23 protein-coding genes are annotated in these 23,291 nt (G+C 71.5%); 17 read left to right on the top strand and 6 right to left on the bottom strand.

The genetic code is table 11. The features are described 5' to 3' along the window. Positions 1-13: 13 nt before the first annotated feature. The 7 genes from BT98_RS23170 to BT98_RS0103975 all read left to right on the top strand — a co-directional run bounded on the left by BT98_RS23170 (position 14) and on the right by BT98_RS0103975 (position 6,945). Positions 14-916, top strand: a complete 903-nt coding sequence (locus tag BT98_RS23170; protein WP_019461617.1) for a DUF2272 domain-containing protein — start codon at positions 14-16, stop codon at positions 914-916. 148 nt (positions 917-1,064) lie between these two features. Beyond that, positions 1,065-2,024, top strand: a complete 960-nt coding sequence (fabD, locus tag BT98_RS0103950; protein WP_019461618.1) for an ACP S-malonyltransferase — start codon at positions 1,065-1,067, stop codon at positions 2,022-2,024. Positions 2,025-2,263: 239 nt separating this feature from the next. Next, on the top strand, positions 2,264-3,001 hold the full coding sequence (gene fabG, locus BT98_RS0103955) for a 3-oxoacyl-[acyl-carrier-protein] reductase (protein WP_027297153.1): 738 nt from the start codon (positions 2,264-2,266) through the stop codon (positions 2,999-3,001). Between the two features lie 293 nt (positions 3,002-3,294). Further along, on the top strand, positions 3,295-3,534 hold the full coding sequence (locus tag BT98_RS0103960) for an acyl carrier protein (RefSeq protein WP_019463379.1): 240 nt from the start codon (positions 3,295-3,297) through the stop codon (positions 3,532-3,534). 29 nt (positions 3,535-3,563) lie between these two features. After that, positions 3,564-4,847: a beta-ketoacyl-ACP synthase II gene (fabF, locus tag BT98_RS0103965; protein WP_027297154.1), complete on the top strand. Its 1,284-nt coding sequence runs from the start codon at positions 3,564-3,566 to the stop codon at positions 4,845-4,847. Between the two features lie 232 nt (positions 4,848-5,079). After that, positions 5,080-6,084: an endolytic transglycosylase MltG gene (mltG, locus tag BT98_RS23175; RefSeq protein ID WP_019460681.1), complete on the top strand. Its 1,005-nt coding sequence runs from the start codon at positions 5,080-5,082 to the stop codon at positions 6,082-6,084. Positions 6,085-6,180: 96 nt separating this feature from the next. Further along, positions 6,181-6,945: a TerC family protein gene (locus BT98_RS0103975; RefSeq protein WP_019460682.1), complete on the top strand. Its 765-nt coding sequence runs from the start codon at positions 6,181-6,183 to the stop codon at positions 6,943-6,945. On the opposite strand, the gene BT98_RS0103980 is transcribed toward BT98_RS0103975, so the two are convergent. Continuing rightward, positions 6,914-7,696: an SDR family NAD(P)-dependent oxidoreductase gene (locus BT98_RS0103980; RefSeq protein WP_019460683.1), complete on the bottom strand. Its 783-nt coding sequence runs from the start codon at positions 7,694-7,696 to the stop codon at positions 6,914-6,916. The two genes, BT98_RS0103975 and BT98_RS0103980, sit on opposite strands and share 32 nt — an antisense overlap. A gap of 157 nt (positions 7,697-7,853) precedes the next feature. Here BT98_RS0103980 and BT98_RS0103985 point away from each other — a divergent pair, with 157 nt between their 5' ends. The 5 genes from BT98_RS0103985 (at position 7,854) to BT98_RS0104005 (ending at position 13,490) form a co-directional block, all read left to right on the top strand. Then, positions 7,854-8,747, top strand: coding sequence for a YicC/YloC family endoribonuclease (locus BT98_RS0103985; RefSeq protein ID WP_026033115.1), 894 nt, complete (start codon positions 7,854-7,856; stop codon positions 8,745-8,747). Positions 8,748-8,780: 33 nt separating this feature from the next. Beyond that, positions 8,781-9,431, top strand: a complete 651-nt coding sequence (gene gmk, locus BT98_RS0103990) for a guanylate kinase (protein ID WP_019460685.1) — start codon at positions 8,781-8,783, stop codon at positions 9,429-9,431. A gap of 79 nt (positions 9,432-9,510) precedes the next feature. Next, positions 9,511-10,443 carry an AEC family transporter gene (locus BT98_RS0103995; protein ID WP_019460686.1) on the top strand — a complete coding sequence of 311 codons (933 nt, stop codon included), beginning with the start codon at positions 9,511-9,513 and terminating at the stop codon, positions 10,441-10,443. A gap of 139 nt (positions 10,444-10,582) precedes the next feature. After that, a complete protein-coding gene (locus BT98_RS0104000; RefSeq protein ID WP_019460687.1) occupies positions 10,583-11,620 on the top strand; it encodes an SDR family oxidoreductase in 1,038 nt (345 codons plus the stop codon). A gap of 10 nt (positions 11,621-11,630) precedes the next feature. After that, positions 11,631-13,490 carry a glycoside hydrolase family 15 protein gene (locus BT98_RS0104005; protein ID WP_019460688.1) on the top strand — a complete coding sequence of 620 codons (1,860 nt, stop codon included), beginning with the start codon at positions 11,631-11,633 and terminating at the stop codon, positions 13,488-13,490. A gap of 85 nt (positions 13,491-13,575) precedes the next feature. On the opposite strand, the gene BT98_RS0104010 is transcribed toward BT98_RS0104005, so the two are convergent. Continuing rightward, on the bottom strand, positions 13,576-13,851 hold the full coding sequence (locus BT98_RS0104010; protein ID WP_019460689.1) for an usg protein: 276 nt from the start codon (positions 13,849-13,851) through the stop codon (positions 13,576-13,578). A 261-nt stretch (positions 13,852-14,112) separates the two neighbouring features. Here BT98_RS0104010 and groES point away from each other — a divergent pair, with 261 nt between their 5' ends. The 4 genes from groES to BT98_RS23180 all read left to right on the top strand — a co-directional run bounded on the left by groES (position 14,113) and on the right by BT98_RS23180 (position 17,905). After that, positions 14,113-14,400: a co-chaperone GroES gene (gene groES / locus BT98_RS0104015; RefSeq protein ID WP_019460690.1), complete on the top strand. Its 288-nt coding sequence runs from the start codon at positions 14,113-14,115 to the stop codon at positions 14,398-14,400. 54 nt (positions 14,401-14,454) lie between these two features. After that, positions 14,455-16,095 (top strand): chaperonin GroEL, encoded by a 1,641-nt coding sequence (groL, locus tag BT98_RS0104020; RefSeq protein WP_019460691.1) that lies wholly within the window; start codon positions 14,455-14,457, stop codon positions 16,093-16,095. Between the two features lie 78 nt (positions 16,096-16,173). Continuing rightward, positions 16,174-16,401 carry a cold-shock protein gene (locus BT98_RS0104025; protein WP_019460692.1) on the top strand — a complete coding sequence of 76 codons (228 nt, stop codon included), beginning with the start codon at positions 16,174-16,176 and terminating at the stop codon, positions 16,399-16,401. 232 nt (positions 16,402-16,633) lie between these two features. Continuing rightward, positions 16,634-17,905, top strand: a complete 1,272-nt coding sequence (locus BT98_RS23180) for a DUF1835 domain-containing protein (RefSeq protein ID WP_037249776.1) — start codon at positions 16,634-16,636, stop codon at positions 17,903-17,905. Positions 17,906-17,933: 28 nt separating this feature from the next. Here the strand turns inward: BT98_RS23180 and BT98_RS0104035 are convergent, their stop codons facing one another. From BT98_RS0104035 to BT98_RS0104050, 4 genes are all read right to left on the bottom strand, one after another. Further along, on the bottom strand, positions 17,934-18,482 hold the full coding sequence (locus BT98_RS0104035) for a hypothetical protein (protein WP_019460694.1): 549 nt from the start codon (positions 18,480-18,482) through the stop codon (positions 17,934-17,936). Between the two features lie 140 nt (positions 18,483-18,622). Continuing rightward, positions 18,623-19,066 carry a tellurite resistance TerB family protein gene (locus BT98_RS0104040; RefSeq protein ID WP_226946059.1) on the bottom strand — a complete coding sequence of 148 codons (444 nt, stop codon included), beginning with the start codon at positions 19,064-19,066 and terminating at the stop codon, positions 18,623-18,625. Between the two features lie 119 nt (positions 19,067-19,185). Next, complete coding sequence (locus tag BT98_RS0104045; RefSeq protein ID WP_019460696.1) at positions 19,186-21,948, bottom strand: ATP-dependent DNA helicase; 2,763 nt, start codon at positions 21,946-21,948, stop codon at positions 19,186-19,188. 91 nt (positions 21,949-22,039) lie between these two features. Next, positions 22,040-22,417 carry a winged helix-turn-helix transcriptional regulator gene (locus BT98_RS0104050; protein WP_019460697.1) on the bottom strand — a complete coding sequence of 126 codons (378 nt, stop codon included), beginning with the start codon at positions 22,415-22,417 and terminating at the stop codon, positions 22,040-22,042. 142 nt (positions 22,418-22,559) lie between these two features. Here BT98_RS0104050 and BT98_RS0104055 point away from each other — a divergent pair, with 142 nt between their 5' ends. Further along, positions 22,560-23,171 (top strand): NAD(P)-dependent oxidoreductase, encoded by a 612-nt coding sequence (locus tag BT98_RS0104055; protein WP_019460698.1) that lies wholly within the window; start codon positions 22,560-22,562, stop codon positions 23,169-23,171. Positions 23,172-23,291: the final 120 nt, after the last annotated feature.

Genomic DNA, 23,291 nt, shown 5'->3' on the forward strand with positions numbered 1-23,291 from the left:
CTATGGCGGTGCGGTGCGCAAGCTCCCGATCCTGGCGATTCTCCTCCTCCCCATGGCCTGCGCCACTCCTCCCCCCACCGCCGTCGCTCCGGAGCGGCTGATCCCCGAGATCCGCGATCCCGGCCGCGCGCCGCTGGTCCATGCGGCGGTGCGCGAATGGGAGGCGTGGGGCAGGCTGGTGCTGACGGGCTGGGTGCCGGCGCTGGATGGCAACGCGGTCCCCTCCCCCGCCAATTTCCCCCGCGTCCTGGCCTATTGGGAGGCGGTGCCCGGCAACCGGGGCGTGGCGCGGCAGCACCAGCGGCTGCACGACGCGCTGATGCTGGCCATGGCCCAGGATGGGCAGCCGCCGGTGGAACCGTCCATTTCCCTCTGGGCCTATCCCTTCTGGTCCGCTGCCTTCATCAGCTACGTGATGGAGCAGGCGGGGGTGGGCGAGGCGGATTTCACGCCTTCCGCCCGCCATGCCGCCTATATCGACGGGCTGCTCTCGCGCGCCGCCTGGGACCCGCAGGGGGCGGCCTTCCTGCCGCGCGAGCCCGGGGAGTACGCCCCGCAGCCCGGCGACCTGCTCTGCGCCGACCGCTCCACCGGCAACCAGCTGCTGAGCTGGACCGACCGGATGGCGGAAACCGGGGCCTTCCGGCCGATGCATTGCGACGTGGTGGTGTCGGACCAGCCGGGGCTGGTGCAGGCGATCGGCGGCAATGTGCGGGACGCGGTGGTGCTGCGGCGCCTGCCGGCGGACGAAAAGGGCCGGGTGAAGCCGGCACCTTACGGGGAGGCGGGGTTCTTCGTGGTGTTCGAGAACCGGCTGGGGCAGCGCGCCCGTCCGGTGCCGACGCCGTCATCGGCGGGCACGGTTCCGGAAGGCATGCCGGCGGAAAGCGGGGCGGAGCCACCGCCACGGAGCTGAGGCCCCGCCGCGGGGCCGCCTTGTGCGGCGCCGCATGGCCATGCCTCCGGGGAAAGGCGGCGGCCGGCCCCGCTGTTGACAGGGGGAGGATGGGGCCGCTACCCGCCTCCCCTTCCTGATCACCCTTCACACCACAGGTGCGTGAACCATGGCCCTCGCCTTCGTGTTTCCGGGACAGGGCAGCCAGGCCGTCGGCATGGGCCGCGAACTGGCCGCCGCCTTCGCGCCGGCGCGCGAAGTCTTCGAGGCGGTGGACGAGACGCTGAAGCAGAATCTGTCGCGCCTGATGTTCGAGGGGCCGATCGAGGAGCTGACGCTGACCGCCAATGCCCAGCCGGCGCTGATGGCCGTCTCGCTGGCCGCCCTGCGGGTGCTGGAGAGCGAGGGCGGCTTCGTGCTGCGCGACAAGGCGGCGCTGGTGGCGGGGCATTCGCTGGGCGAGTACAGCGCGCTCGCTGCCGCCGGCAGCTTCGACGTGCCGACCGCCGGCCGGCTGCTGCGCCTGCGCGGCGAGGCGATGCAGAAGGCGGTGCCGGCCGGGATCGGCGCCATGGCCGCCCTGCTGGGCGCCGAGGCGGAGCAGGCCCGCGCCATCTGCGAGCGCGCGGCCGTCGATCCGGAGACGGGCCGGCGCGAGGTGGCCGAGATGGCCAACGACAATGGCGGCGGCCAGGTGGTGATCTCCGGCCACAAGGGCGCCATCGAGCGCGCCATCGAGATCGCCAAGGCCGAGGGGATCAGGCGCGCCATGCTGCTGCCGGTTTCCGCGCCCTTCCACTGCTCCCTGATGGCGCCGGCCGCGGAGGCCATGGGCGAGGCGCTGGAAGGCGCCGCCGTGCAGGCCCCCGCCGTGCCGCTGGTGGCCAACGTGACCGCCGCCAAGGTCACCGACCCGGCGCAGATCCGCGACCTGCTGGTGCGGCAGGTCACCGGATCGGTGCGCTGGCGCGAGAGCGTGGCGGCGATGGTGGAGATGGGCTGCGACCGCTTCGTCGAGATCGGTGCCGGCAAGGTGCTGACCGGGCTGATGAAGCGCAACGCGCCGGAGGCCGCGGCCATGGCCTGCGGCACGCCTGCGGAGATCGAGGCGGTGCTGAAGGCGCTCTGAGCGCCTTTCCCGGCGCGTCTCGCCTCGGCCGGCCCCAGGCGCTACAGAGCCGGCACGGCATCGTTCCGGCATCGCCATGGCGGCGCCCGACGAGGCGTCCCGCCCCCTTCCGGGCAGGGCCGGCGCCCTCCCATGGGCGGCGGGGCCACGGGGAGCACACCAGGGACAGGGCCGGCGGGAAAGCCGGCACAACGCGGATCGCCCGCGCGGCGGGTTCCGGACTGAGGAGAGCGGTTACCATGTTCCGACTGGACGGAAAGGCGGCGCTGGTCACGGGCGCCACGGGCGGCATCGGCGCCGCGATCGCGCGGGCGCTGCATGCCCAGGGCGCGGAGGTGGCGCTGACCGGCCGGCGCGAGAGCGAGCTCGCCGCCCTGGCCGAGGCGCTGGGCGACCGCGTGACGGTGATCCCGGCCGACCTTTCCGACCCGGAGGCGCCGGCGGCGCTGGTGGAAAAGGTCGAGGCCGAGCTCGGCGGGCTGGACATCCTGGTGAACAATGCCGGGCTGACCCGCGACGGGCTGGCCCTGCGGATGGGCGACAAGGATTGGTCGGACGTGCTGGAGGTGGACCTGACGGCGCCCTTCCGGCTGGCGCGGGCCTCGCTGCGCGGGATGATGAAGCGCCGCTCGGGGCGGATCGTCTCCATCGCCTCCATCGTCGGCGTCACCGGCAATCCGGGCCAGGCGAACTACGCCGCCGCCAAGGCCGGGCTGATCGGCATGAGCAAGTCGCTGGCCCAGGAGGTCGCCACGCGCGGCGTGACCGTGAACGTGGTCGCGCCGGGCTTCGTGAAGACCGCCATGACCGACGCGCTGAACGAGGCCCAGAAGGGCGCCATCATGGGCCGGATTCCCATGCAGAAGATGGGCGCGCCCGAGGATATCGCCGCCGCCGTGGCCTACCTGGCCTCCGACGAGGCCGGCTGGGTGACCGGCCAGACCCTGCATGTGAACGGCGGGATGGCGATGATCTGAGCTGCCCGGGCGGCGCCGTGGCGGGGAATCCGCCCGCGCCGCCCTGCCCACCCCGCCGGCCTTTTCCGATTCGGAGCGGCACGGGATGGGGCAAGGCTGCCACGCTGGCCGGGGATCGTGGCAGGGGAATGGCGTCCGGCCCTTTCTATCCCCTAGGCCACCCGAAACTTACGTGATAAGGCCCCCCGCCTGCGCCGCACCGATTGTCCCCGGTTCATTTCCGGGACAGGTTTCCGGCCGGCACGGAATTCAGGCGGGTGCCATCCCGCCACCTACAGAGAGAGCAGCCGCGCATGAGCGAAACCGCCGACAAGGTGAAGAAGATCGTTGTCGAGCACCTGGGCGTCGAGGAGTCCAAGGTGAACGAGGGCGCCTCCTTCATCGACGACCTGGGCGCCGACAGCCTCGACACCGTCGAGCTGGTGATGGCCTTCGAGGAGGCTTTCGGCGTCGAGATCCCCGACGACGCGGCCGAGAAGATCACCACCGTGGGTGACGCCATCAAGTACATCGAGGAGCACAAGACCGCCTGAGGCGGTCTGGGTTCTCCGGGGGAAGCGCAGTGCTCGGTCAGTTGAATGAGCCCCGGCGGGTGGTCGTCACCGGCATGGGGATCGCCAGCCCGCTCGGGCTGGGCGTGGAACATGTCTGGAAGCGCCTGCTCGCAGGCGAAAGCGGCATCGGCCCGATCAGTTCCTTCGACGCGAAGGACCTGCCGGCCCGCATCGCCGGCCAGGTGCCGGCCGGCACGCGCGCCGAGGGCGGCCTGGATCTGAACGAATGGATCCCGGTCAAGGACCAGAAGAAGATGGATCGCTTCATCCATCTGGCGATGGTCGCGGCTGCCGAGGCGGTCGAGGACAGCGGCTGGGTGCCGCAGACCGACGAGGACCGCTGGGGCACCGGCGTGATGATCGGCTCGGGCATCGGCGGGCTTCCCGCCATCTACGAGACCTCGCTGCTGATCAGCCAGGGCAAGGCCAAGCGGATCTCGCCCTTCTTCATCCCCTCCGCGCTGATCAACCTGGCCTCCGGCCATGTCTCGATCCGCTATGGCTTCCAGGGGCCCAACCACAGCGCGGTGACCGCCTGCGCCACGGGCGTGCATGCCCTGGGCGACGCGGCGCGTCTCATCGCGCTGGGCGATGCCGAGGTGATGGTGGCCGGCGGCACGGAAGCCGCGGTGGCCGAGATCGGCGTGGCCGGCTTCTGTGCCGCCCGTGCCCTTTCCACCGGCTTCAACGACCGTCCCACCGAGGCCTCGCGCCCCTGGGACAAGGACCGCGACGGCTTCGTCATGGGAGAGGGCGCGGGCGTCCTGGTCCTGGAGGAGCTGGAGCACGCGAAGAAGCGGGGCGCAAAGATCTATGGCGAGGTGATCGGCTACGGCATGTCCGGCGATGCCCATCACATCACCGCCCCGGCCGAGGGCCATGACGGTGCCTATCGCGCCATGAAGGCCTGCCTGCGCTCGGCGCGCATGACGCCCGGCGACATCCAGTACATCAACGCCCATGGCACCAGCACGCCGATGGGTGACGACCTGGAGCTGGAGGCGGTGGAGCGCATGTGGGGCGACGCGGCGGACCGGGTGGCGATGTCCTCCACCAAGTCGGCCATCGGCCACCTGCTCGGCGCGGCCGGCGCGGTGGAGGGGATCTTCTCGCTCCTCGCCATCCGCGACAATGTGGCCCCGCCGACGCTGAACCTGCACGAGCCCTCGAAGCCCAGCGCGATCGACCGCGTGCCGCTCGCGGCGCAGGAGCGGCGGATCGACGTGGCGCTGTCGAACTCCTTTGGCTTCGGCGGCACCAACGCCTCGATCCTGTTCCGCCGGGCGCCCTGAAGCACCACGGGACCTGACGGCCCGGCCCCTCTCCGCGAGGGACCGGGTGGCCGGACCGCGAGGACCGGCCACCGCCGCGTTACCGGCATGTATCTTTGCCGATGCGGCTCTTTTTCTCCCCGCCCCTCTCCACTAGCTTCCGACCCATCGGCGCCGGACTGGTGCCCGTGGGCGGCCGCACGGGAACCGGACCGTCCCTCCCTCTCCCCCGAAACGAGGTTGGGCCCGCCGCTTGCGTCTCCTGCGTATCCTCCTGCTGTCGCTGCTCGTGCTGGCCCTCCTTGGCGGAGGGGCGGGCTGGTGGGCCTGGAACCGCTACCAGGCGCCCGGGCCGCTCGCCGAAGGCCGTGCCATCGTGATCCCGCCGGGCGGCACCCAGGCCATCGCGGATACGCTGCGGGACGCCGGAGCGATCGGGGACGAGCGTGGCTTTGCCATGGCCGCCTGGGCCACCCGGCAGGAGGGGCCGCTGCGGGCCGGGGAATACCTCTTCCCGGCGCATGGTTCGCTGCGTGAGGTGCTGGAGGTGCTGCGCGAGGCACGGCCGGTGCAGCGCCGCCTCACCATCCCGGAGGGGCTGAACGCCAGCCAGATCGCCGCCCTGATCAATGCCGCCGAGGGCCTGACCGGCGATGTGCCGGCCCTGGAGGAAGGGGCGGTGCTGCCGGACACCTATGCCTATCAATGGGGGGACAGCCGGGCCGGGCTGCTTCGCCGGGCGGAACGCGCCATGCGGCAGGCGCTGGCGGAGGCCTGGGAGAAGCGGGCACCGGACCTGCCCCTGGCCACGCCGCGCGAGGCGCTGATCCTGGCCAGCATCGTGGAGCGGGAAACGGGCAAGGCGGAGGAGCGGGCCAAGGTGGCGGGGGTCTTCATCAACCGCCTGCGCCGGGGCATGCCGCTGCAATCCGACCCGACCGTGGCCTATGCGGCGGCGGATGGCGGGGTGCTGGACCGCGGCCTGACCCGGGCCGACCTGGAGCGGGACCATCCGTTCAACACCTACCGCAACCGGGGGCTGACGCCGGCGCCCATCGCCTCGCCCGGCCTCGCCTCGATCCAGGCGGTGCTGCATCCGGACGATACGGATGCGCTCTACTTCGTCGCCGATGGCACGGGGGGGCATGTCTTCGCCCGGAGCCTGGAGGAGCACAACCGCAACGTGGCCCGTTGGCGGGCACTGACGCGGACTCCGCCCACCTCCCCCGCCGCGGTGCCGGGTACCGCGGCACCTTGAGAAGCGCCGCCGGATGGGACAGGTCGGATGAATAATCCGTAACCTGTCCTGGAACGCCGCGTTAGGCCGCCGTCACAGACAGGATGCGTATTTTCCATGGATGCGGAGATCATCGTCGCCCTCCTGGCCCTTACGGGCATGGAGATCGTCCTCGGGATCGACAACCTCGTCTTCATCGCCATCCTGTCGAACCGCCTGCCCGTGGACCGGCGCCGCCCGGCGCGGCTGATCGGTCTGGGGCTGGCGGTGGTGCTGCGCCTGGGCATGCTGGCCGGGGTGGGCTGGCTGATCACCCTGACGCAGCCGCTCTTCGCCGTGCTGGGGCAGGAGGTCTCGGGCAAGGACCTGATCATGCTGGCCGGCGGCTTCTTCCTGATCGGCAAGGCGGTGATCGAGATCCACCACCGGGTGGACCCTGAGGCGCAGGCGGAAAGCAAGGCGGCGGGTCAGGTCATGGCGAGCTTCGGCACCACCGTGGCGCAGATCGTGATGATCGACATGGTCTTCAGCGTGGACAGCATCCTGGCCGCGGTCGGGCTGACCCAGGTGATGTGGGTGATCGTGGTGGCGATCCTGGTTTCCGTCACGGTGATGCTGCTGTCGATGGACGCGCTGTCGCGCTTCATGGAGCACAACCCGACGGTGGTGATGCTGGCCCTGGCCTTCCTGGTCATGATCGGCATGGTGCTGGTGGCCGAGGGGCTGCACTTCCACGTGCCCAAGGGCTTCGTCTATGTCGCCATGGCCTTCGCGGCGGCGGTGGAGGGGCTGAACGTCTTCGCCCGGCGTGCCCAGGGGAAGATGCCTGGGAAGTCAGCCGGAGAAGCGGCTACCCCCGCCCCTTCGCCGGAGCGGCACTGAGCCAGCGGACCGGCAACGCGCCCGCCAGGCGCGCGCCGGCATAGAGGAACCAGGGATAGGCGATCCGGCCACGGCCCCGGGCGATGCCGTCCAGGGCCTTCCGGGCCGCTTCCTCGGGCGTCATCAATCCCGGCATGGGGAAGTCGTTGTGCGCCGTCATGGGCGTGCGGATGAAGCCCGGGCAGAGGACATGCACCCGGACGCCGTCATGGCGGGTGGTGGCGTCCGTGGCCTCGGCCCATCGCTGCAAGGCCGCCTTGGAGGCGCAGTAGGCTGGGGCGCCCGGCGAGGCCACGAAGGCGGCGATGGAGGCCACCACCGCCACGCGCCCCCGGATGCCGCCGGGGCCGGGCGGCTGGCCCCGCATCTGTTCCAGCGCCGGCAGGGCGGTGTTGAGCGCGCCGGCGAGGTTCACCGCGAAGATCCGGGCGACCGCCTCCGCATCCTCGCCGCCGCCCTTGCCCGGCCCGGCCGAGACGCCGGCATTGGCGATGGCCAGGTCCAGCGGCCCGGCGGCGGCGATCCAGCCCCGCGCGGCATCGGCGTCGCGCACGTCGAAGGCGGCTTCCGTCACCCTGGCGCCCGCGGCGCGGCAGCGATCCGCCACGGCGGCGAGGCGCGCGGGATCGCGGCCGGCCAGGTGCAGGCGCCGCCCGGGCCGGGCCAGCGCCAGGGCGAAGGCCGTGCCCAGACCCGAGGAGGCGCCGGTGAGCGCCACGGACGGCCAGTTCCAGGCATCGTTCCGTCCCATCGCGCGCGATCCTTCCATCGAATTGTTCCCGGAGGTGTCCCGCCACCGGGCAGGGACCGGAAGCCCTGTGGCCCGGCCCTTTCCGCATGGCGGATTCCCGCCGCCGGACTCGGCGCCGAGCTTGCACCGGGCGCGGCGGCACGTCATGGACGGCGCCATGTCCATCAACTCCATGACCGGTTTCGCCCGCATTGACGGCATGCTGCCGGATGGTGCCAGCCTCGCCTGGGAAGTGCGCAGCGTGAACGGGCGCGGGCTCGACCTGCGGCTGCGCATGCCCAACGGGTTCGAGGGGCTGGAGACCCCGTTGCGGGAGCAGGCGGCGCGGCGCTTCGGGCGCGGCAACATCAGCGCCACGCTGGTGGTGAAGCGGGAGGACCGCTCGCTCCGGCTGATCCCCGACCCCGAGGCGCTGGAGCGGGTGCTGCGTCTGGCGCGGGAGCTGGCGGCACGCATCCCCGGCGCTCCGCCGCCCAGGCCGGAGGCGCTGCTGGCCCTGCCCGGCGTGCTGCGGACCGAGGTCCCGGAGCTGGACGAGGCCGCCGACGAGGCGCGGCGGGCGCTGGTGGCCAAGGCTTTCGAGGCAGCGCTGGAGGCGCTCCGGGAAGCGCGCCGCGCCGAGGGGCGGAAGCTGCATGCCATCCTGTCCACCCTGCTCGACGAGATCGCCGCGCTGCGCGAGCAGGCGGTGGAGGAGGCGGCGCGGCAGCCCAGGGCGCAGAAGGCGCGGCTGATGGCGACCCTGTCGGAGCTGCTGGAAGGCGAGCGCCGGGTGCCGGAGGAGCGCCTCGCCGCCGAGGTAGCGCTGCTGGCCAGCCGTTCCGACGTGCGGGAGGAGCTGGACCGGCTCGGCGCGCATGTCGAGGCGGCGCGGGCCCTGCTGCGGGAAACTGCGCCGGTCGGGCGGCGGCTGGAGTTCCTGACCCAGGAGTTCGGGCGCGAGGCGAACACGCTGGGGGCGAAGTCGGCCTCGCTGGCGTTGACGCGCCTGTCGCTGGAGCTGAAGGCCGCCGTGGAGCGGCTGCGCGAGCAGGCCGCCAATGTCGAATGAGAAGCTGGGCCGGGTGATGCGCGGGAGGCGGGGATGGCGGTGAAACGTTTGCGGCGCGGGCTCTGCCTGGTGCTGGTGGCGCCCTCGGGGGCGGGCAAGACCTCCGTTTCCCGCGCCCTGCTGGAGCAGGAGGAGGCGCTGTCGCTTTCCATCAGCGCCACCACCCGGGCGCCGCGCCCCGGCGAGGTGGAGGGGGTGCACTACCACTTCCGAACGCCGGAGCAGTTCGAGGCGATGGAGCGGGCGGGCGAGATGCTGGAAAGCGCCACGGTCTATGGCCGCCGCTACGGCACGCCCCGCGCCCCGGTGCTGGAGGCGCTCGCCGCCGGGCGCGACGTGCTGTTCGACGTGGACTGGCAGGGGCACAGGCTGATCCGCGCCGCGCTGCCGGACGACGTGGTGGGCGTCTTCCTGCTGCCGCCGAGTCTGCCGGAGCTGGAGCGCCGTTTGCGCGGGCGGGGGCAGGACAGCGACGCGGAGATCGCCCGGCGCATGGAAGCGGCGCTGGAGGATGCCTCGCACTGGCGCGATTTCGACCATGTGCTGGTGAACGACCACTTCGCCGACACGCTGGCGGTGGTGCGCGGCATCCTGGCGGCGGCGCGGACACGGCGGGAGCGCAATCCCTGGCTCGGCGATTTCGTGGCCGATCTCGGCGGCCCGGATCCTGCTACGGCGGACTAGGCCGGATTAGGCCGGGGCTGGCCCGGCGGAACAGGGCCGGGATGGATGGAGCGGTGACGATGGGGATGCCAGGGGCGCGATGACAGTTGTTCTCTCGATCATCGGCCCGGTCTTCATCACCATCCTCCTCGGCTACCTGGCTCGGCTGACCAACCGGATCTCGGCCGAGGGCGTGCGCGGGCTGAACGACTTCGTCTTCATGCTGGCCCTGCCGGCGCTGCTCTTCGAGGGGGCCTCGACCTCCGGCGGGCTGGGGCCGACCCTGGCCGTCTCGATCGCCTATTTCTCCGCCTGCCTGCCGGTCTATGCGCTGGCGGTGGTGCTGGCGCGGCGGCTGCGCGGGCTGCGGCTGCAGGAGGCCGGGCTGGTGGCGCTGGATGCCAGCTTCGGCAACCTGTCGATGGTGGGCATCCCGCTGATCCTCGCCGCCTTCGGGCCGGAGGGGCTGCGGAACCTGCTGGCGATCCTGGCCTTCCATTCCATCCTGATCCTGCCCATCGCCACGGTGATCGCGGAGATCGGGATGAACGCGAAGGCTTCGCCCATCGCCATCCTGCGCTCCACCCTGACCTCCCTGGTGCAGAACCCGATGCTGCTGGCGGTGGCGCTGGGCGGGCTTTGGTCGATCTTCCTGCCGCCGCCGCCAGACATGATCCGGCGGCTGCTGCACCTGCTGGGGCAGGCGGGCTCGCCGGTGGCGCTGTTCTGCCTGGGGGCGAGCCTGACCAGCTTCAACCTGCGGCGCGACTGGCCCGACGCGGTGCTGGGCGTGGCCATCAAGCTGCTGGTGCTGCCGCTGGCGGTCTGGGGCGCGGCTCTGTTCTTTCAGCTGCCGCCGCTGGGCACCGCCGTGGCGGTGGTGGCGGCGGCCATGCCGACCGGGGCCACGGCCTTCATCCTGGCGCGCCGCTACGCCACCGGCATGGACCGTTCCGGCGCCACGGTGCTGCTGGCCTCGGCCCTGTCGGTGGTCACGCTGAGCGTCCTGATCGCGCTGTTCCACCAGCACTGACGGGCGCCCTCCCCGCCCGCCTCGGCCGGGATCATGCCGCGACTGTGCGGCGGCGGGCCCGCAACCCCGGAACCCGGCCATGTGTTCGCAGGCCGTGAAGCCCGCGGCCCTCGGGTGGCGGCATGGAAAGGGGGGCGCGATGGCGCGGGAGATGGTGACGGGCGCGCTGAGCGTGGTGATCACGGGGGCCTCGGCAGGCGTGGGGCGGGCGACGGCCCTGGCCTTCGCCCGGCGCGGCTGGAACGTCGCCCTGATCGCGCGGGAGGCCGAGGGGCTGGAGGATGCCCGGCGCGAAGTGGCGGTGGCGGGGGCGCGGCGGGTGATCGCGCTGCCGCTGGACGTGGCGGATGCGGCGGCGGTGGAGGCGGCGGCGGAGCGCGTGGCCCGCAGCTTCGGCGGCATCGACGTCTGGGTGAACAACGCCATGGTCACGGTGATGTCCCCGGTCGCGGCGATGTCGCCGGAGGAGTTCCGCCGCGTCACCGAGGTCACCTATCTCGGCCAGGTGCATGGGACCATGGCGGCGCTGCGGCAGATGCGGCAGCGTGACCAGGGCGTGATCGTGGCGGTCGGCTCCGCCCTTTCCTATCGCGCCATTCCGCTGCAATCCGCCTATTGCGCCGCCAAGTTCGCGGTGCGGGGCTTCATGGACTCTCTGCGCGTCGAGCTGCTGCACGATCGCAGCCGCATCCGGCTGACGATGGTGCAGCTTCCGGCGGTCAACACGCCGCAATTCGAATGGGCGCGCAACCGCATGGGCGAGCGTGCCCAGCCCGTGCCGCCGATCCATCAGCCGGAGGCGGTCGGCGAGGCGATTTTCGCAGCAGCAGTGCAGCCGAAGCGCGAGGTCTGGCTCGGCTGGCCGACCCTGAAGGCGATCCTCGGCGCTATGGCGGTACCCGGGCTGGCGGACCGCATCCTGGCGCGGCAGGGCTATTCCGGCCAGCTGACGGGCGAGGCCCTGCCCGCCGGGCGGCAGGACAACCTGTTCCGGCCGGTGCCGGGGCCGCACCGGACGCGGGGGCGCTTCAGCAGCCGCGCGTCCAGCCGGGTGCATGCGATCGAGCCGGCCCTGTTGCGGGCGGTGATCGGGGGGGCGGTCCTCGCCCTGCCGGCGCTGGCCTGGATGGCGGGGCGGCGTTCCGGGGCCCGGTCCAGGCCCCGGCTCGGGGGCTGATCGCGGGACCATGCCTGGAAGGATCGAGGACTACGCGCTGATCGGCGACCTGGCGACGGCGGCGCTGGTGGGGCGGGACGGGTCGATCGACTGGCTCTGCTGGCCGCGCTTCGACTCCGATGCGGTCTTCGCCGCGCTGCTCGGCACGCCGGAGCATGGGCGCTGGCGGATCGCGCCGGACTGGGAAGGCGGCGAGCGGCCCCATATCCGCCGCGCCTATCGGGATGGCACGCTGGTGCTGGATACGGAGTTCCGCACCGGCAGCGGCGCCGTCCGCCTCACCGACTTCATGAACGTGCGCGACGACGGCGTGTCGAACCTGGTGCGGATCGTCACCGGGCTGCGTGGCGAGGTCGCCATGCGCGGGGAGCTGGTGCTGCGCTTCGACAACGGGCGCGTCATTCCCTGGGTCTCACGGCTGCCGGACGGAACGGGCATCCGGGCGGTGGCGGGGCCCGATCTGGTGGTGATGCGGACCGGTGTGCCGGTGCGCGGCGAGGACATGCACAGCGTGTCGCGCTTCGTGGTGAAGGCAGGGGAAAGCGTTCCCTTCGTCCTGTCCTATGGCGCATCGCACCTGCCGCCTCCGCCGCCGCTGGACCCCGGGGAGCGGCTGGCCGAGACGGAGTCCGGCTGGCGGCAATGGGCCGCCGGCTGTGCCGAGGCCGGCCCCTGGACCGATGCGGTGCGCCGCTCCGTGGTGACGCTGAAGGCCCTCACCTACCGCCCCACCGGCGGCATCGTGGCGGCGCCCACGACCTCCCTGCCGGAGAAGCTGGGCGGATCGCGGAACTGGGACTACCGCTTCTGCTGGCTGCGCGATTCGACCCTGACGCTGATGGCGCTGCTGCGCGCCGGCTATGTGGAGGATGCCGCCGCCTGGCGGGACTGGCTGGTCCGTGCGGTGGCGGGAAGCCCGGACCAGATCCAGATCATGTACGGGCTGGCGGGCGAGCGCCGGCTGACCGAGTACGAGGCGGACTGGCTGCCCGGCTACGAGGATTCGCGGCCGGTCCGGGTGGGCAACGCGGCCTACCGGCAATTGCAGCTCGATGTCTTCGGCGAGGTGGCGAACACGCTCTACCAGGCGCACCGGCACGGGCTGGCCTTCGACCGGCAGGCCTGGTCGTTGCAACATGCCCTGACCGACCATCTGGCGAAGGTCTGGAAGCAGCCGGACGAAGGCATGTGGGAGGTCCGCAGCGGGCCGGAGCAGTTCACCTTCTCCAAGGTCGCCGCCTGGGCGGCAGTGGACCGGGCGGTGCGCAGCATCGAGCATTTCGGCATGCGCGGCCCGCTGAAACGGTGGCGGGCGCTGCGGCAGAGGATCCACGAGGATGTCTGTCGGCGCGGCTTTGATCCGGAACTGGGCAGCTTCACCCGTGCCTATGGCTCGGGCGACCTGGATGCGAACCTGCTGCTGCTACCGGCGGTGGGCTTCCTGCCCTATGACGACCCTCGCGTGCGCGGCACCATCGCGGCGGTGGAGAAGCGACTGCTGCGGGGCGGGTTCCTGCTGCGCTACGCCACCGGGGAGACGCTCGACGGGCTGCCCGGCGACGAGGGGGTGTTCCTGGCCTGCTCCTTCTGGCTCGCCAATGCCTATCACCGCACCGGGCGCAGGCATGAGGCGCTGGACCTGTTCGGACGCCTGCTGGACCTGCGCAACGATGTCGGCCTGCTGTCCGAGGAGTACGACCCGGGGGCGCGGCGCCTGATCGGCAACTTCCCGCAGGCCTTCTCGCACATCGCCCTGGTCAACACGGCCTATGAGCTGAGCGGCCATCCTGGCGGCCGCGAGGCGGAGGACGGCCCGCCACCGGCGAGGAAGGCTGGCCGCTCACCGCCGCCGCTGGCACCTGGGGCCTAGGGCCAACCCGTGGCCGGACCGGAGACCGGCCATGGGCGGGCTCCAGCGGAGAGGATGCACCCCGCCCGGGCCCGGCACCGGGCGGCTATTGCAGGGTGAACTGGCCATCGACATAGTGGAACTCGGCGGGGCGCCAGAGCGCCGCCGAGGCGACGCGCACCGAATGCAGCGGCCCCTCGATCTCGCGCTGCCAGAAGCCGATGAAGCGGTGCAGCTCCGGGAAGCCGGGAGCGTGGTCGAGTTTCTGCCAGACGAAGCTCTGCAGCACGGAAGGATGGTCGGGCAGGCGATAGAGCAGCTCGGCGGTGGTGACACGTGGTTCCGCGAAGCGGACGAGGTTCCCGATTTCCCGCAGGATCATGCGAAGCATCTCTCCTCAGGCCGCGGCTTGTCGCGTCTGTCATCATACTGCCATGGACCGTCGCCTCCAGATCAAGAAAAAAGCGCCCTTTATCAAACGATTAGCACTCATTTGGTGGAATTGCTGCCGAACACCTTGACGAAGGGTGGGGCACGGCCCTAGATCGCTGGCACTCGGCGGGGGCGAGTGCTAACAGCGCCCGTCCCCGGCGGAGCTCATGAATCCGAGACCACGGTTTCCAAAGGCTTAGGAGCGTTCCTGATGAACTTCCGCCCTCTGCACGACCGCGTCCTCGTTCGCCGCGTCACGGCCGACGAGAAGAGCGCTGGCGGCATCATCATCCCCGACACCGCCAAGGAGAAGCCGCAGGAAGGCGAGATCGTCTCCGTCGGCACCGGCACGGTGAGCGACAAGGGTGAGGTCCGTCCTCTCGACGTCAAGGCCGGTGACCGCATCCTGTTCGGCAAGTGGTCGGGCACCGAGGTGAAGCTGAACGGTGAGGACCTCCTGATCATGAAGGAGTCCGACATCATGGGTGTGATCGGCTGACGCCGCACGCCTTCGTCGCTTCCCTTCCCCATTCAAACACAGAGGTAGAGCAAGATGGCTGCTAAGGACGTCAAGTTCGGCCAGAACGCCCGCGACCGCATGCTGCGCGGCGTCGACATTCTCGCTGATGCCGTGAAGGTCACGCTGGGCCCCAAGGGCCGCAACGTGGTGATCGACAAGTCCTTCGGCGCGCCGCGCATCACCAAGGATGGTGTGACGGTCGCCAAGGAAATCGAGCTGGCCGACAAGTTCGAGAACATGGGCGCGCAGATGGTGCGCGAGGTCGCTTCCAAGCAGAACGACCTGGCCGGTGACGGCACCACCACCGCGACCGTGCTGGCGCAGGCGATCGTCCGCGAGGGCGCGAAGTCCGTGGCCGCCGGCCTGAACCCGATGGACCTGAAGCGCGGCATCGACAAGGCCGTGGCGATCGTCGTCGAGGACCTGAAGGCCAACTCGCGCAAGATCACCACCTCCGCCGAGGTCGCCCAGGTCGGCACGCTGTCCGCCAACGGCGAGTCCGAGATCGGCGAGATGATCGCCCAGGCGATGGAGAAGGTCGGCAACGAGGGCGTGATCACGGTCGAGGAAGCCAAGGGCATCCAGACCGAGCTTGACGTCGTCGAGGGCATGCAGTTCGACCGCGGCTATGTCTCCCCGTACTTCATCACGAATGCGGAGAAGATGATCGCGGAGCTGGATAACCCCTATATCCTGATCCACGAGAAGAAGCTTTCCCAGCTGCAGCCGATGCTGCCGCTGCTGGAGGCCGTGGTGCAGTCCGGCCGTCCGCTGATCATCGTGGCCGAGGACGTCGAGGGCGAGGCGCTGGCCACCCTGGTCGTCAACAAGCTGCGCGGTGGCCTGAAGATCGCCGCCGTGAAGGCCCCGGGCTTCGGCGACCGCCGCAAGGCGATGCTCGAGGACATCGCGATCCTGACCGGTGGCCAGGTCGTGTCCGAGGATCTCGGCATCAAGCTCGAGAACGTGACGCTCGACATGCTCGGTAAGGCCAAGACGGTCCGCATCGAGAAGGAGAACACCACGATCGTCGACGGCGCCGGCTCCAAGGAGGACATCCAGGGCCGCGTGGAGCAGATCAAGGCGCAGATCGAGGAGACCACCTCGGACTACGACCGCGAGAAGCTGCAGGAGCGCCTGGCGAAGCTGGCTGGCGGCGTGGCCGTGATCCGCGTCGGCGGTTCCACCGAGGTCGAGGTGAAGGAGCGCAAGGACCGCGTCGACGACGCGCTGCATGCGACCCGCGCCGCGGTCGAGGAAGGCATCGTGCCGGGCGGCGGTGTTGCCCTGGCCCGTGCGACCACCAAGCTGGCGCATGTGCAGGTGGACAACGACGACCAGCGCGTCGGCGTCGAGATCGTGCGCCGCGCGATCCAGGTGCCGCTGCGCCAGATCGCCGAGAATGCCGGCCAGGACGGCGCGGTGATCGCGGGCGACGTGCTGCGCAAGACCGACAGCTACGACTACGGCTATGACGCTCAGACCGGCGAGTACAAGCAGCTGATCGCCGCCGGCATCGTGGACCCGACCAAGGTCGTGCGCACCGCGCTGCAGGACGCCGCTTCCGTGGCCGCGCTGCTGATCACCACCGAGGCGATGATTGCCGAGAAGCCCGAGAAGAAGGCCCCTGTGGGCGGTCCTCCGGGCGGCGGCATGGGTGACATGGACTTCTGATCCTTCCGGGATTGGGGTTCGGAAGGGGGCGGTCCGCAAGGGCCGCCCCTTTTTCTTTTTGCGGAAAGGGCGGCGGCGGTGGAAAGGCTGACGGGACGGGTGATCTGGTACCAGCCGGCCAAGAGCTATGGCTTCATCCAGGCCGATGACGGCGGGCCGGATGTGATGGTGCATGTCACGGCACTGCGGGCGGCCGGGCTGGAAGGGCTGGAGAAGGGGCAGCGCCTGTCCTTCGCGGTGGAGGATCGCGGTGGCCGCCGGGGCGCGGTCGCGATCCGGGTGGCCGAGGGCGGAGCGGAGCGGTAGGCCACCCGGGCCTGCGGCGTTCTTGACCGGCTGCCGGGGCTCTGGTTTCCTCGCACCCGGCTTGATCGGAGCCTCCGTGTCCGCGGAAAGGGCTGCGCCCACGCTCGCAGAAAGCGGTGCCGTCCCTTTTCCACCCTTTCCTGCCTGGCTGGCGGACACAGGCACGAGGAAGGGGCTTTCCTTGTCCGATCCATCGGCCTCCGCGCCTGCGTCCGGCGATCCGCGTCCAGCGATGCCGTTCCGCCTGAACCTCGAACAGCAGCGAAAACGCGCCAAGGAGTTGCTGCGGCAGTTGCGGGCCGGGGATGCCGAGGCCTGGCAGCGCTTCCGCCAGCGTCATCCGCGGGTCCCTGCCGAAGGCCCCGCCACGCTGAGCCGGCTGAGCGAGGCGCAGCTTGTCATCGCCCGGGAGCTCGGCCTGCCGAGCTGGCCCCGGCTGAAGGCGCATATCCAGGCCATGGAGCGTAGCTGGGCGAGCATCCGGCGCGGCGGGGATGCGCCGGACCGCGACATGGCGACCCTGCATCTCCGCTGCGGCAGCGATATCGGTCCGGGGCTGAAGGAGGCCGGGTTCGCCGGCGATTTCCTGGAGTATTCCGATCCCTTCTGCCAGGGGCCGGTCCTGACCGGCCCGGACTGGCTGGAGCGACGCGCGGATTTCCTGGCGCAGTCCTATGGCACGGGCAGCGGCATGAGCCGGGAGGAGATCGCGACGAAGCTGCACCGGGCAGAGGAGGATCTGGCGGCCGCGTCGGTGCGCTACCGGCGCGTCGTGCTCTGGTTCGAGCACGATATCTACGACCAGCTGATCCTGGCGCGCTGCCTCGCGCTTTTCGCCGGGGCAGCGCCGACGCGGCTAGAACTGGTTTCCCCGGCCCGCTATCCGGGCGCGACGCGCTTCATCGGGCTGGGCCAGTTGCCGCCGGAGGCGCTGCGCCTGCTATGGGAGGAACGCATTCCCGTCCCCGCCGAGGCCCTGCGATCGGGGCAGGCGGTCTGGGAAGCGCTGCGTCAACCGGACCCGAGGAGGCTGGCCGACCTGGGCAGGGCGGGAACACCGGGCATTCCGCAACTCGGCCGGGCGGTGCTGCGGCACTGCCAGGAACTGCCCTGGATCAGAGACGGGCTGGGACTGACAGAGAGGCTGATCCTGCAATTGCTGGCGGAGGAGCCACACCGGGTCAACCGGGTCTTCGAGCGGCTGATGCTGGAACGGGAACCGCTGCCCTGGATGACGGACCTGATGATCCACGACACGGTGGAGTGCATGCGCCGTGTCGGCCAGCCGGTTTTCCTCGGCACCTACGAGGATGGCGAGAACCGCTGGCCCAGGGAGGAGCTGACCATCACGCTCCTTGGACGCGCCGTACTGGCCGGGGCCGTGGACTGGTTGTCGCTGGCCCCGCCGGCCCGGTGGGTCGGCGGCGTCCGGATCGATGGCCCCGGTGCCGCCTGGCGATGGGATGACGGCACGGCCTCGGTCCGGCCTCCACGGGGCGCGTGAGGGTGCGGGGCTCGCCCGCCTGCCGGATTCAGGTGGAGGGGGCCTCCTCCCAGACCTTGAGCGCGGCGGCCCGGTTCAGGATGCTGCGGGCGCGTTCCGTCTGATCCACATTGGCGGGCTTCACCACGACAATGGCTTCGGCATGCTCGGTGGCAGCGGTGCCTTCCGTCCCGCTGGCCTGGGAGGCCAGCTCGCTGAGCCCGCCCGCCCCGGCCCCGGCCGCGAGGGCCGCCCCGACCGCCGGGATGGCGGCCCCGCCGGTGGCCACAACCACGCCCGCCGCCGCCATGCCGGCAGCGGCGGCGGCCATGCTGTTGCGCATGGTGCGGAGGTTGCGGTGCTCATCCTCGCGCAGCGGCTCATCGCCGCTGTCCTCGGGCATGGTCTCGGCCCGGGTGGCGGGCGCCGCCGTTTCGGCCGGGGCCGGAGCCGGGGTGGGATCGGCGTGGCGGACGGAGATCTGGGCGCGGGGAATGGCCTCGCCCTCCAGATAGGAGAGGACCGCCTCGACCGCTTCCTTGTCGCGGAAGCTGGCCAGGATCGTGGGTTGGGCCGGCGTGGCGGATGTTTCGCTCATGGTTCTGCTCTCCCGCACTTGGACGGAAGGCAAACGCCCTTTGGCGGGCAACCGTTGCGGAAGGCCGGCATTCCGGTCTTCCGCCGCTCCCGCCCAGGCGGTCCGGCCCGATGGGGAGCCCCGGTGGAGCGACCCCGGGGTCAGATGACCTGGTAGCGGGCCTTGGCGGCGCGCTCGATGGCGCCGGCCACGAGGCGGTCGATGTCCAGGCCGATGCGGAAGTCCTGCAGGAAGCGCAGCTCGTCCTGGGTGGCATCGCCATCGGCGGCGACGATCTCGCAGGCGAGGAGATAGGCGGTCTCGCGCAGGCGCTGCGGCAGGGCGTCGCGGATCAGCGCGACCACCTCGTCCAGCCCGTCCGTGTCGCCCAGCAGGTTCAGCACGATCTCGGTCACCGTCTCGATGCCGCTGACGTGGAAGTCGCTGAAGACCGGCAGTTCCTTGACCAGGCGCGACATGGTGGCGAGCTCCGCGTCGGTCATGTGACCGTCGCAGGCGCTCATCACCACCATGGCGCCGACCAGGGCCTCCTGGGCCGAAAGACGGACGGGGGTTGCCTGGGGTGAACTCATGTCGAGGGGCATGTCCGTTGAGGCTCCTATAGCCGGATCGTCTCGCAGCCCGGGGCACATCCCGTCAATGGCAGCCGCATCAAGGGGCCGCGAGCCATGCGGAAAGCACGGCTCGGCGCCCCGGACGGGGTTCAGCCCGCCAGGAATTCGCGGGTCCGGCGCGTGGCTTCGGCGAGGCCGACGCGGTGGGTCACGACGCCGTCCGGCAGGCCCGCGAGGAGGCGCGAGGGCGCCCGCGAGTCGAGCAGGACGAAGACGCCGCGGTCGTCGGCACGGCGGACGAGGCGGCCGAAGGCCTGGCGCAGCCGGTGGCGGGCGACGGCGTCGTCCCATTCCTTCGGCCGGCCGCCGGACAGGTGCAGACGGCGCTCGCGGTGCAGGATGGTCGGGCGCGGCCAGGGCACGCGGTCGAAGACCAACAGGCGCAGCGAGCGGCCGGGCACGTCCACGCCGTCGCGCAGCGCATCCGTGCCGAGCAGGCAGGAATCCTCCTCGGCGCGGAAGACGTCGACCAGGGTGGAGTTGTCCATCGCGTCCACGTGCTGGGCGTAGAGCGGGATGCCCGCCTTCTCCAGCCCCGGGGCGATGCGGTCATAGGTGTTGCGCAAGCGCCGGATCGCGGTGAAGAGGCCCAGCGCGCCGCCGCCCGAGGCGCGGAACAGCGCCTCCATCGCGGCGGCCTGCTGGCCGGTGTCGCGGCCGATATCGGTTACCACCAGCGACAGGGTCTGAGCGCCGTAGTCGAAGGTGGAGGGTACGGCGGCCCGCACCGCCGGCAGGGGCAGGTGCGAGGCGCCGGTGCGGGCCTCGGCGGCCTCCCAGGCGGCCTCGGGATCGGGTTGGCCGTCGCTGGCCAGCACCACGTCGCGCAGCGTGGCGGAGGTGATCAGCAGCCCGTGCGCCGGGGCGGCGACCGCCAAGGCGAAGGGCTCGGTGGGATCGAGGTGGTGGCGGTGCATGGCCGCATCGACCTCCCGCCCCTCGCGCCGGGTGATGGCGAGCCAGTCCACATGCACCGGCCGGACGCCCGGTTCCGGCGCCAGGACGGCGAGGCGGCGGAGCATGGCGCCCCAGGCCCCCAGCGGCACCACGGCGCGGCGGTCGAGGTTGCGGCGGGCGGTGTCGAGGCGGATGCGGTCGCCCACCTCCAGCTCGGCCTCCGGGTCCTCCAGCAAGGCGGTCAGGCGCTCGTGCAGCCCGCGCAGCGGGGCAAGGAGGCGATCCAGGCCGGCGAGGAGCTCCGCCCCGGCCTCCGGCAGGCCGGGATTGAGTGGATGCAGGTCGCATTCGGCGTCGTAGAGCGGGTCGGCCTCGGCGGTGCGGGCCAGGACCTGCCGGCGAACCTCGGCCATGAAGCGCTCGGCGGCGTTGCGCGGGGCGCCGTCGTGCAGGCGGGTGGGCCAGCCGGGGGCGGGCAGGACATTGCCGGCCTCCAGCGCGGCATCGACCAGGGGCGACAGGGCGGGATGGTCGGAGAGGACTTCCTCCAGCCGCCGGCGCAGGCCGCGGGCGCGGCCCCTCCCCCCCTCGGCGCCCAGCAGCCAGCGGCGCAGCTCGGACATCTCGGCGCCGGAAAGCTCGGCGGAGAAGGCGGCGTCGGCGGCATCGAAGACGTGGTGGCCTTCGTCGAAGACATAGCGCACGGCGGGACCGTCCTCGCCGCCGCCCAGCGCGGCCTGGACCATGACCAGGGCGTGGTTGGCCACGACCAGCTTCGCCCCGGCGGCGCGGCGGATGGAATGCTCCACGAAGCAGCGGCGCCAGTGCGGGCAGCCGGAATGGATGCATTCGCCGCGCCGGTCGGTGAGGTTGGCCACCGCACCGTAGGGGAAGAGCTCGGCGATCCAGCCGGGAAAGTCGCCGCCCTGCATGTCGCCGTCCCGCGTCGCCATCGCCCAGCGGGAGACCAGGGCGATGGCCAGGAGGCGGGAGGGCATGAGGCCCGCCGTGGCTTCCTCCAGGTTCAGCAGGCAGAGGTAGTTCTCCCGCCCCTTGCGGATGACGACCTGGCGCTTGCGCTCCTCCGGGTCAGGGTAGAGGCGGGCGAGTTCGCCGTCGATCTGACGCTGGAGGTTGCGGGTATAGGTGGAGATCCAGACCGGGGCGCCGTTGCGCTCGGCCCAGAGCGAGGCGGGGGCGACATAGCCCAGGGTCTTGCCCGTGCCGGTGCCGGCCTCGGCCAGCACGACATGCGGGGCGCCGGGCATTTCCCGCGCCGCGAAGGCCAGGGCAGCGGCGGAGGCGAAATCCGCCTGGGCGGGGCGCTGCTCGGCATCGGGCCCGAGGATCTCGGCGAGGCGGCTGCGGGCCTCGGCGGCGGAAACGGGCAGCGAGCCGGGGGGCGTGGGCGGGGCGCTGTCCTCCCAGTCCGGCAGGCGGCGCCAGACCTTCAGCGGATCGGAGGAAGGGCGCGCATCCTCCTTGCCCAGGGCGGCCATCACGGACGCGGCCCAGGGCCAGTCCATCCCTTCCCGCAGCCGGGCGGCGAGGATGGCGGCGTCGCGGTTCAGCGGCAGGTTCCGTGCGGCGGAGAGGCGGCGGAGGATCAGCGTGGCGAGTTCGGGGAGCAGGATGGCGGCGGATTCGTCGTCCGCCGGCATCTCCTGCCCCAGCGCCATGGCGAGGCCGCGCGGCGTCGGCGCGGCGGGCTGGGCCGGCAGGGCGAAGGCGAAGAGCTCCAGCAGGTCATAGGCCACCGGGAAGGGCGGCAGGCCGAGGCGGCGCGCCGTGGCCGGGGCGTGGACGAGCAGGGGCGGCGGCAGGTCAGCCAGACGCCGGGGCAGGTCGGCGGCGGGAACCACGTCCAGTTCGCCATCCGGGGTCAGGATCGTGGCCTGGCCGAGGCCCGCGACCAGGGCCGGTGCCTCGGGCAGCAGGAGGCGAGGCACGCCCATGCGGGAGGAGTTCACCCTTTGATCCTAGCAGGACCCGGCGGCGGCGTCTTCTGCGGGGCGGTGGTGCCGGACCTGCCCGGAGTGGAGCCGCTCAGGCCGCCTGCGCCGCCTCCTCCTCCTGGCGGCGGTCATAGGCGCGCTGCGCCGCAGCCACCTCGCCGATATGGCTCTCGGCCCAGATCCGCAGGGCATCCACCGTCTCCGCCAGGGTCCGGCCCAGCGGGGTGATGGCGTATTCGACCGTGACCGGGACGGTGGCGAAGGCCCGGCGGGAGACGAGGCCGTCGCGCTCCAGGCTGCGCAGGGTCTGGGCCAGCATCTTCTGGGAGATGCCCTGGATCTCGCGCCGGAGCTGGTTGAAGCGCCGGGGCCCGGCCTCCAGCAGGATGAGGACCAGCACGGCCCATTTGTCGCCGATGCGGTCCAGCACCATGCGGGTCGGGCAGGACGGGTTGAAGCTGTCGCCCAACCTGTTGCCCAGGAGGAGAGGGGGGCGGTCTGTCAGGGTGGTTTCTCCGGGGTGATCAGCATCCCCGAAAGTGCCTTCTTTCCGGATGGTTTCCAATGGTTATCTGGTGTCCATCGGAAATCGCCAGAAGAGGAGTCTGGGCATGAAGATCGCGTTGATCGGGGCCACGGGTCAGGCCGGGTCCGAGATCCTGGCCGAGTTGTCACGGCGCGGTCACGCGGTGACGGCCATCGTGCGGCACCCGGAGAAGGTCCCTGTCCTGTCCGGCGTGACGCCGGCGAAGGGCGATGTCTTCGACGGCGCGGGGCTGGCGGCGCTGCTGCTCAGGCATGATGCGGTGGTGAGTTCGGTGCATTTCACCCAGAGCGATCCGGAGATCCTGATCGCGGCGGTGAAGGAGGCCGGGGTGAAGCGCTACCTCGTGGTGGGCGGGGCGGGAAGCCTGGAGGTGGCACCGGGCGTGCGTCTGATCACGACTCCGGAATTCCCTGCGGCCTACCGCGCCGAGGCGCAGGCGGGAACGAACTTCCTGGACCGTCTGCGGCGGGAGAAGGAGTTGGACTGGACCTTCCTTTCGCCTTCCGCCCTGTTCTTCGCCGGGCCGCGGACAGGGACGTTCCGGCTGGGGCAGGATACGCTGCTGGTGGCCGGCGACGGAAAGAGCAGCATCTCCTTCGCCGATTTCGCCATCGCCATGGCGGATGAGATCGAGGCGCCGAAGCATTCCCGGAGCCGCTTCACCGTCGGCTACTGAGGGCATGCGCCGGGCCGGGGGTGGCGGGTGCCGCCCCCGGCCCGCCTTCCGCGTTCCGGGGCAGGCTGCCACGCGGCGATGTCCTGGCGCCACGGTTCCGGGATCGGGGCGCGGCCAGCG

It is taken from the genome of Roseomonas mucosa ATCC BAA-692, assembly GCF_000622225.1.
Lineage (GTDB): Bacteria > Pseudomonadota > Alphaproteobacteria > Acetobacterales > Acetobacteraceae > Roseomonas > Roseomonas mucosa.

What these genes read in the sequence shown, in the direction of transcription:
- fabD (WP_019461618.1), top strand. Translation starts at nt 1,065, where the DNA reads ATGGCCCTCGCCTTCGTGTTTCCGGGACAGGGCAGCCAGGCCGTCGGC.
- fabG (WP_027297153.1), top strand. Translation starts at nt 2,264, where the DNA reads ATGTTCCGACTGGACGGAAAGGCGGCGCTGGTCACGGGCGCCACGGGC.
- BT98_RS0103960 (WP_019463379.1), top strand. Translation starts at nt 3,295, where the DNA reads ATGAGCGAAACCGCCGACAAGGTGAAGAAGATCGTTGTCGAGCACCTG.
- BT98_RS0103975 (WP_019460682.1), top strand. Translation starts at nt 6,181, where the DNA reads ATGGATGCGGAGATCATCGTCGCCCTCCTGGCCCTTACGGGCATGGAG.
- BT98_RS0103980 (WP_019460683.1), bottom strand. Translation starts at nt 7,696, where the DNA reads ATGGGACGGAACGATGCCTGGAACTGGCCGTCCGTGGCGCTCACCGGC.
- BT98_RS0103985 (WP_026033115.1), top strand. Translation starts at nt 7,854, where the DNA reads ATGTCCATCAACTCCATGACCGGTTTCGCCCGCATTGACGGCATGCTG.
- gmk (WP_019460685.1), top strand. Translation starts at nt 8,781, where the DNA reads ATGGCGGTGAAACGTTTGCGGCGCGGGCTCTGCCTGGTGCTGGTGGCG.
- BT98_RS0103995 (WP_019460686.1), top strand. Translation starts at nt 9,511, where the DNA reads ATGACAGTTGTTCTCTCGATCATCGGCCCGGTCTTCATCACCATCCTC.
- BT98_RS0104000 (WP_019460687.1), top strand. Translation starts at nt 10,583, where the DNA reads ATGGCGCGGGAGATGGTGACGGGCGCGCTGAGCGTGGTGATCACGGGG.
- BT98_RS0104005 (WP_019460688.1), top strand. Translation starts at nt 11,631, where the DNA reads ATGCCTGGAAGGATCGAGGACTACGCGCTGATCGGCGACCTGGCGACG.
- BT98_RS0104010 (WP_019460689.1), bottom strand. Translation starts at nt 13,851, where the DNA reads ATGATCCTGCGGGAAATCGGGAACCTCGTCCGCTTCGCGGAACCACGT.
- groES (WP_019460690.1), top strand. Translation starts at nt 14,113, where the DNA reads ATGAACTTCCGCCCTCTGCACGACCGCGTCCTCGTTCGCCGCGTCACG.
- groL (WP_019460691.1), top strand. Translation starts at nt 14,455, where the DNA reads ATGGCTGCTAAGGACGTCAAGTTCGGCCAGAACGCCCGCGACCGCATG.
- BT98_RS23180 (WP_037249776.1), top strand. Translation starts at nt 16,634, where the DNA reads ATGCCGTTCCGCCTGAACCTCGAACAGCAGCGAAAACGCGCCAAGGAG.
- BT98_RS0104035 (WP_019460694.1), bottom strand. Translation starts at nt 18,482, where the DNA reads ATGAGCGAAACATCCGCCACGCCGGCCCAACCCACGATCCTGGCCAGC.
- BT98_RS0104040 (WP_226946059.1), bottom strand. Translation starts at nt 19,066, where the DNA reads ATGCCCCTCGACATGAGTTCACCCCAGGCAACCCCCGTCCGTCTTTCG.
- BT98_RS0104045 (WP_019460696.1), bottom strand. Translation starts at nt 21,948, where the DNA reads ATGGGCGTGCCTCGCCTCCTGCTGCCCGAGGCACCGGCCCTGGTCGCG.
- BT98_RS0104055 (WP_019460698.1), top strand. Translation starts at nt 22,560, where the DNA reads ATGAAGATCGCGTTGATCGGGGCCACGGGTCAGGCCGGGTCCGAGATC.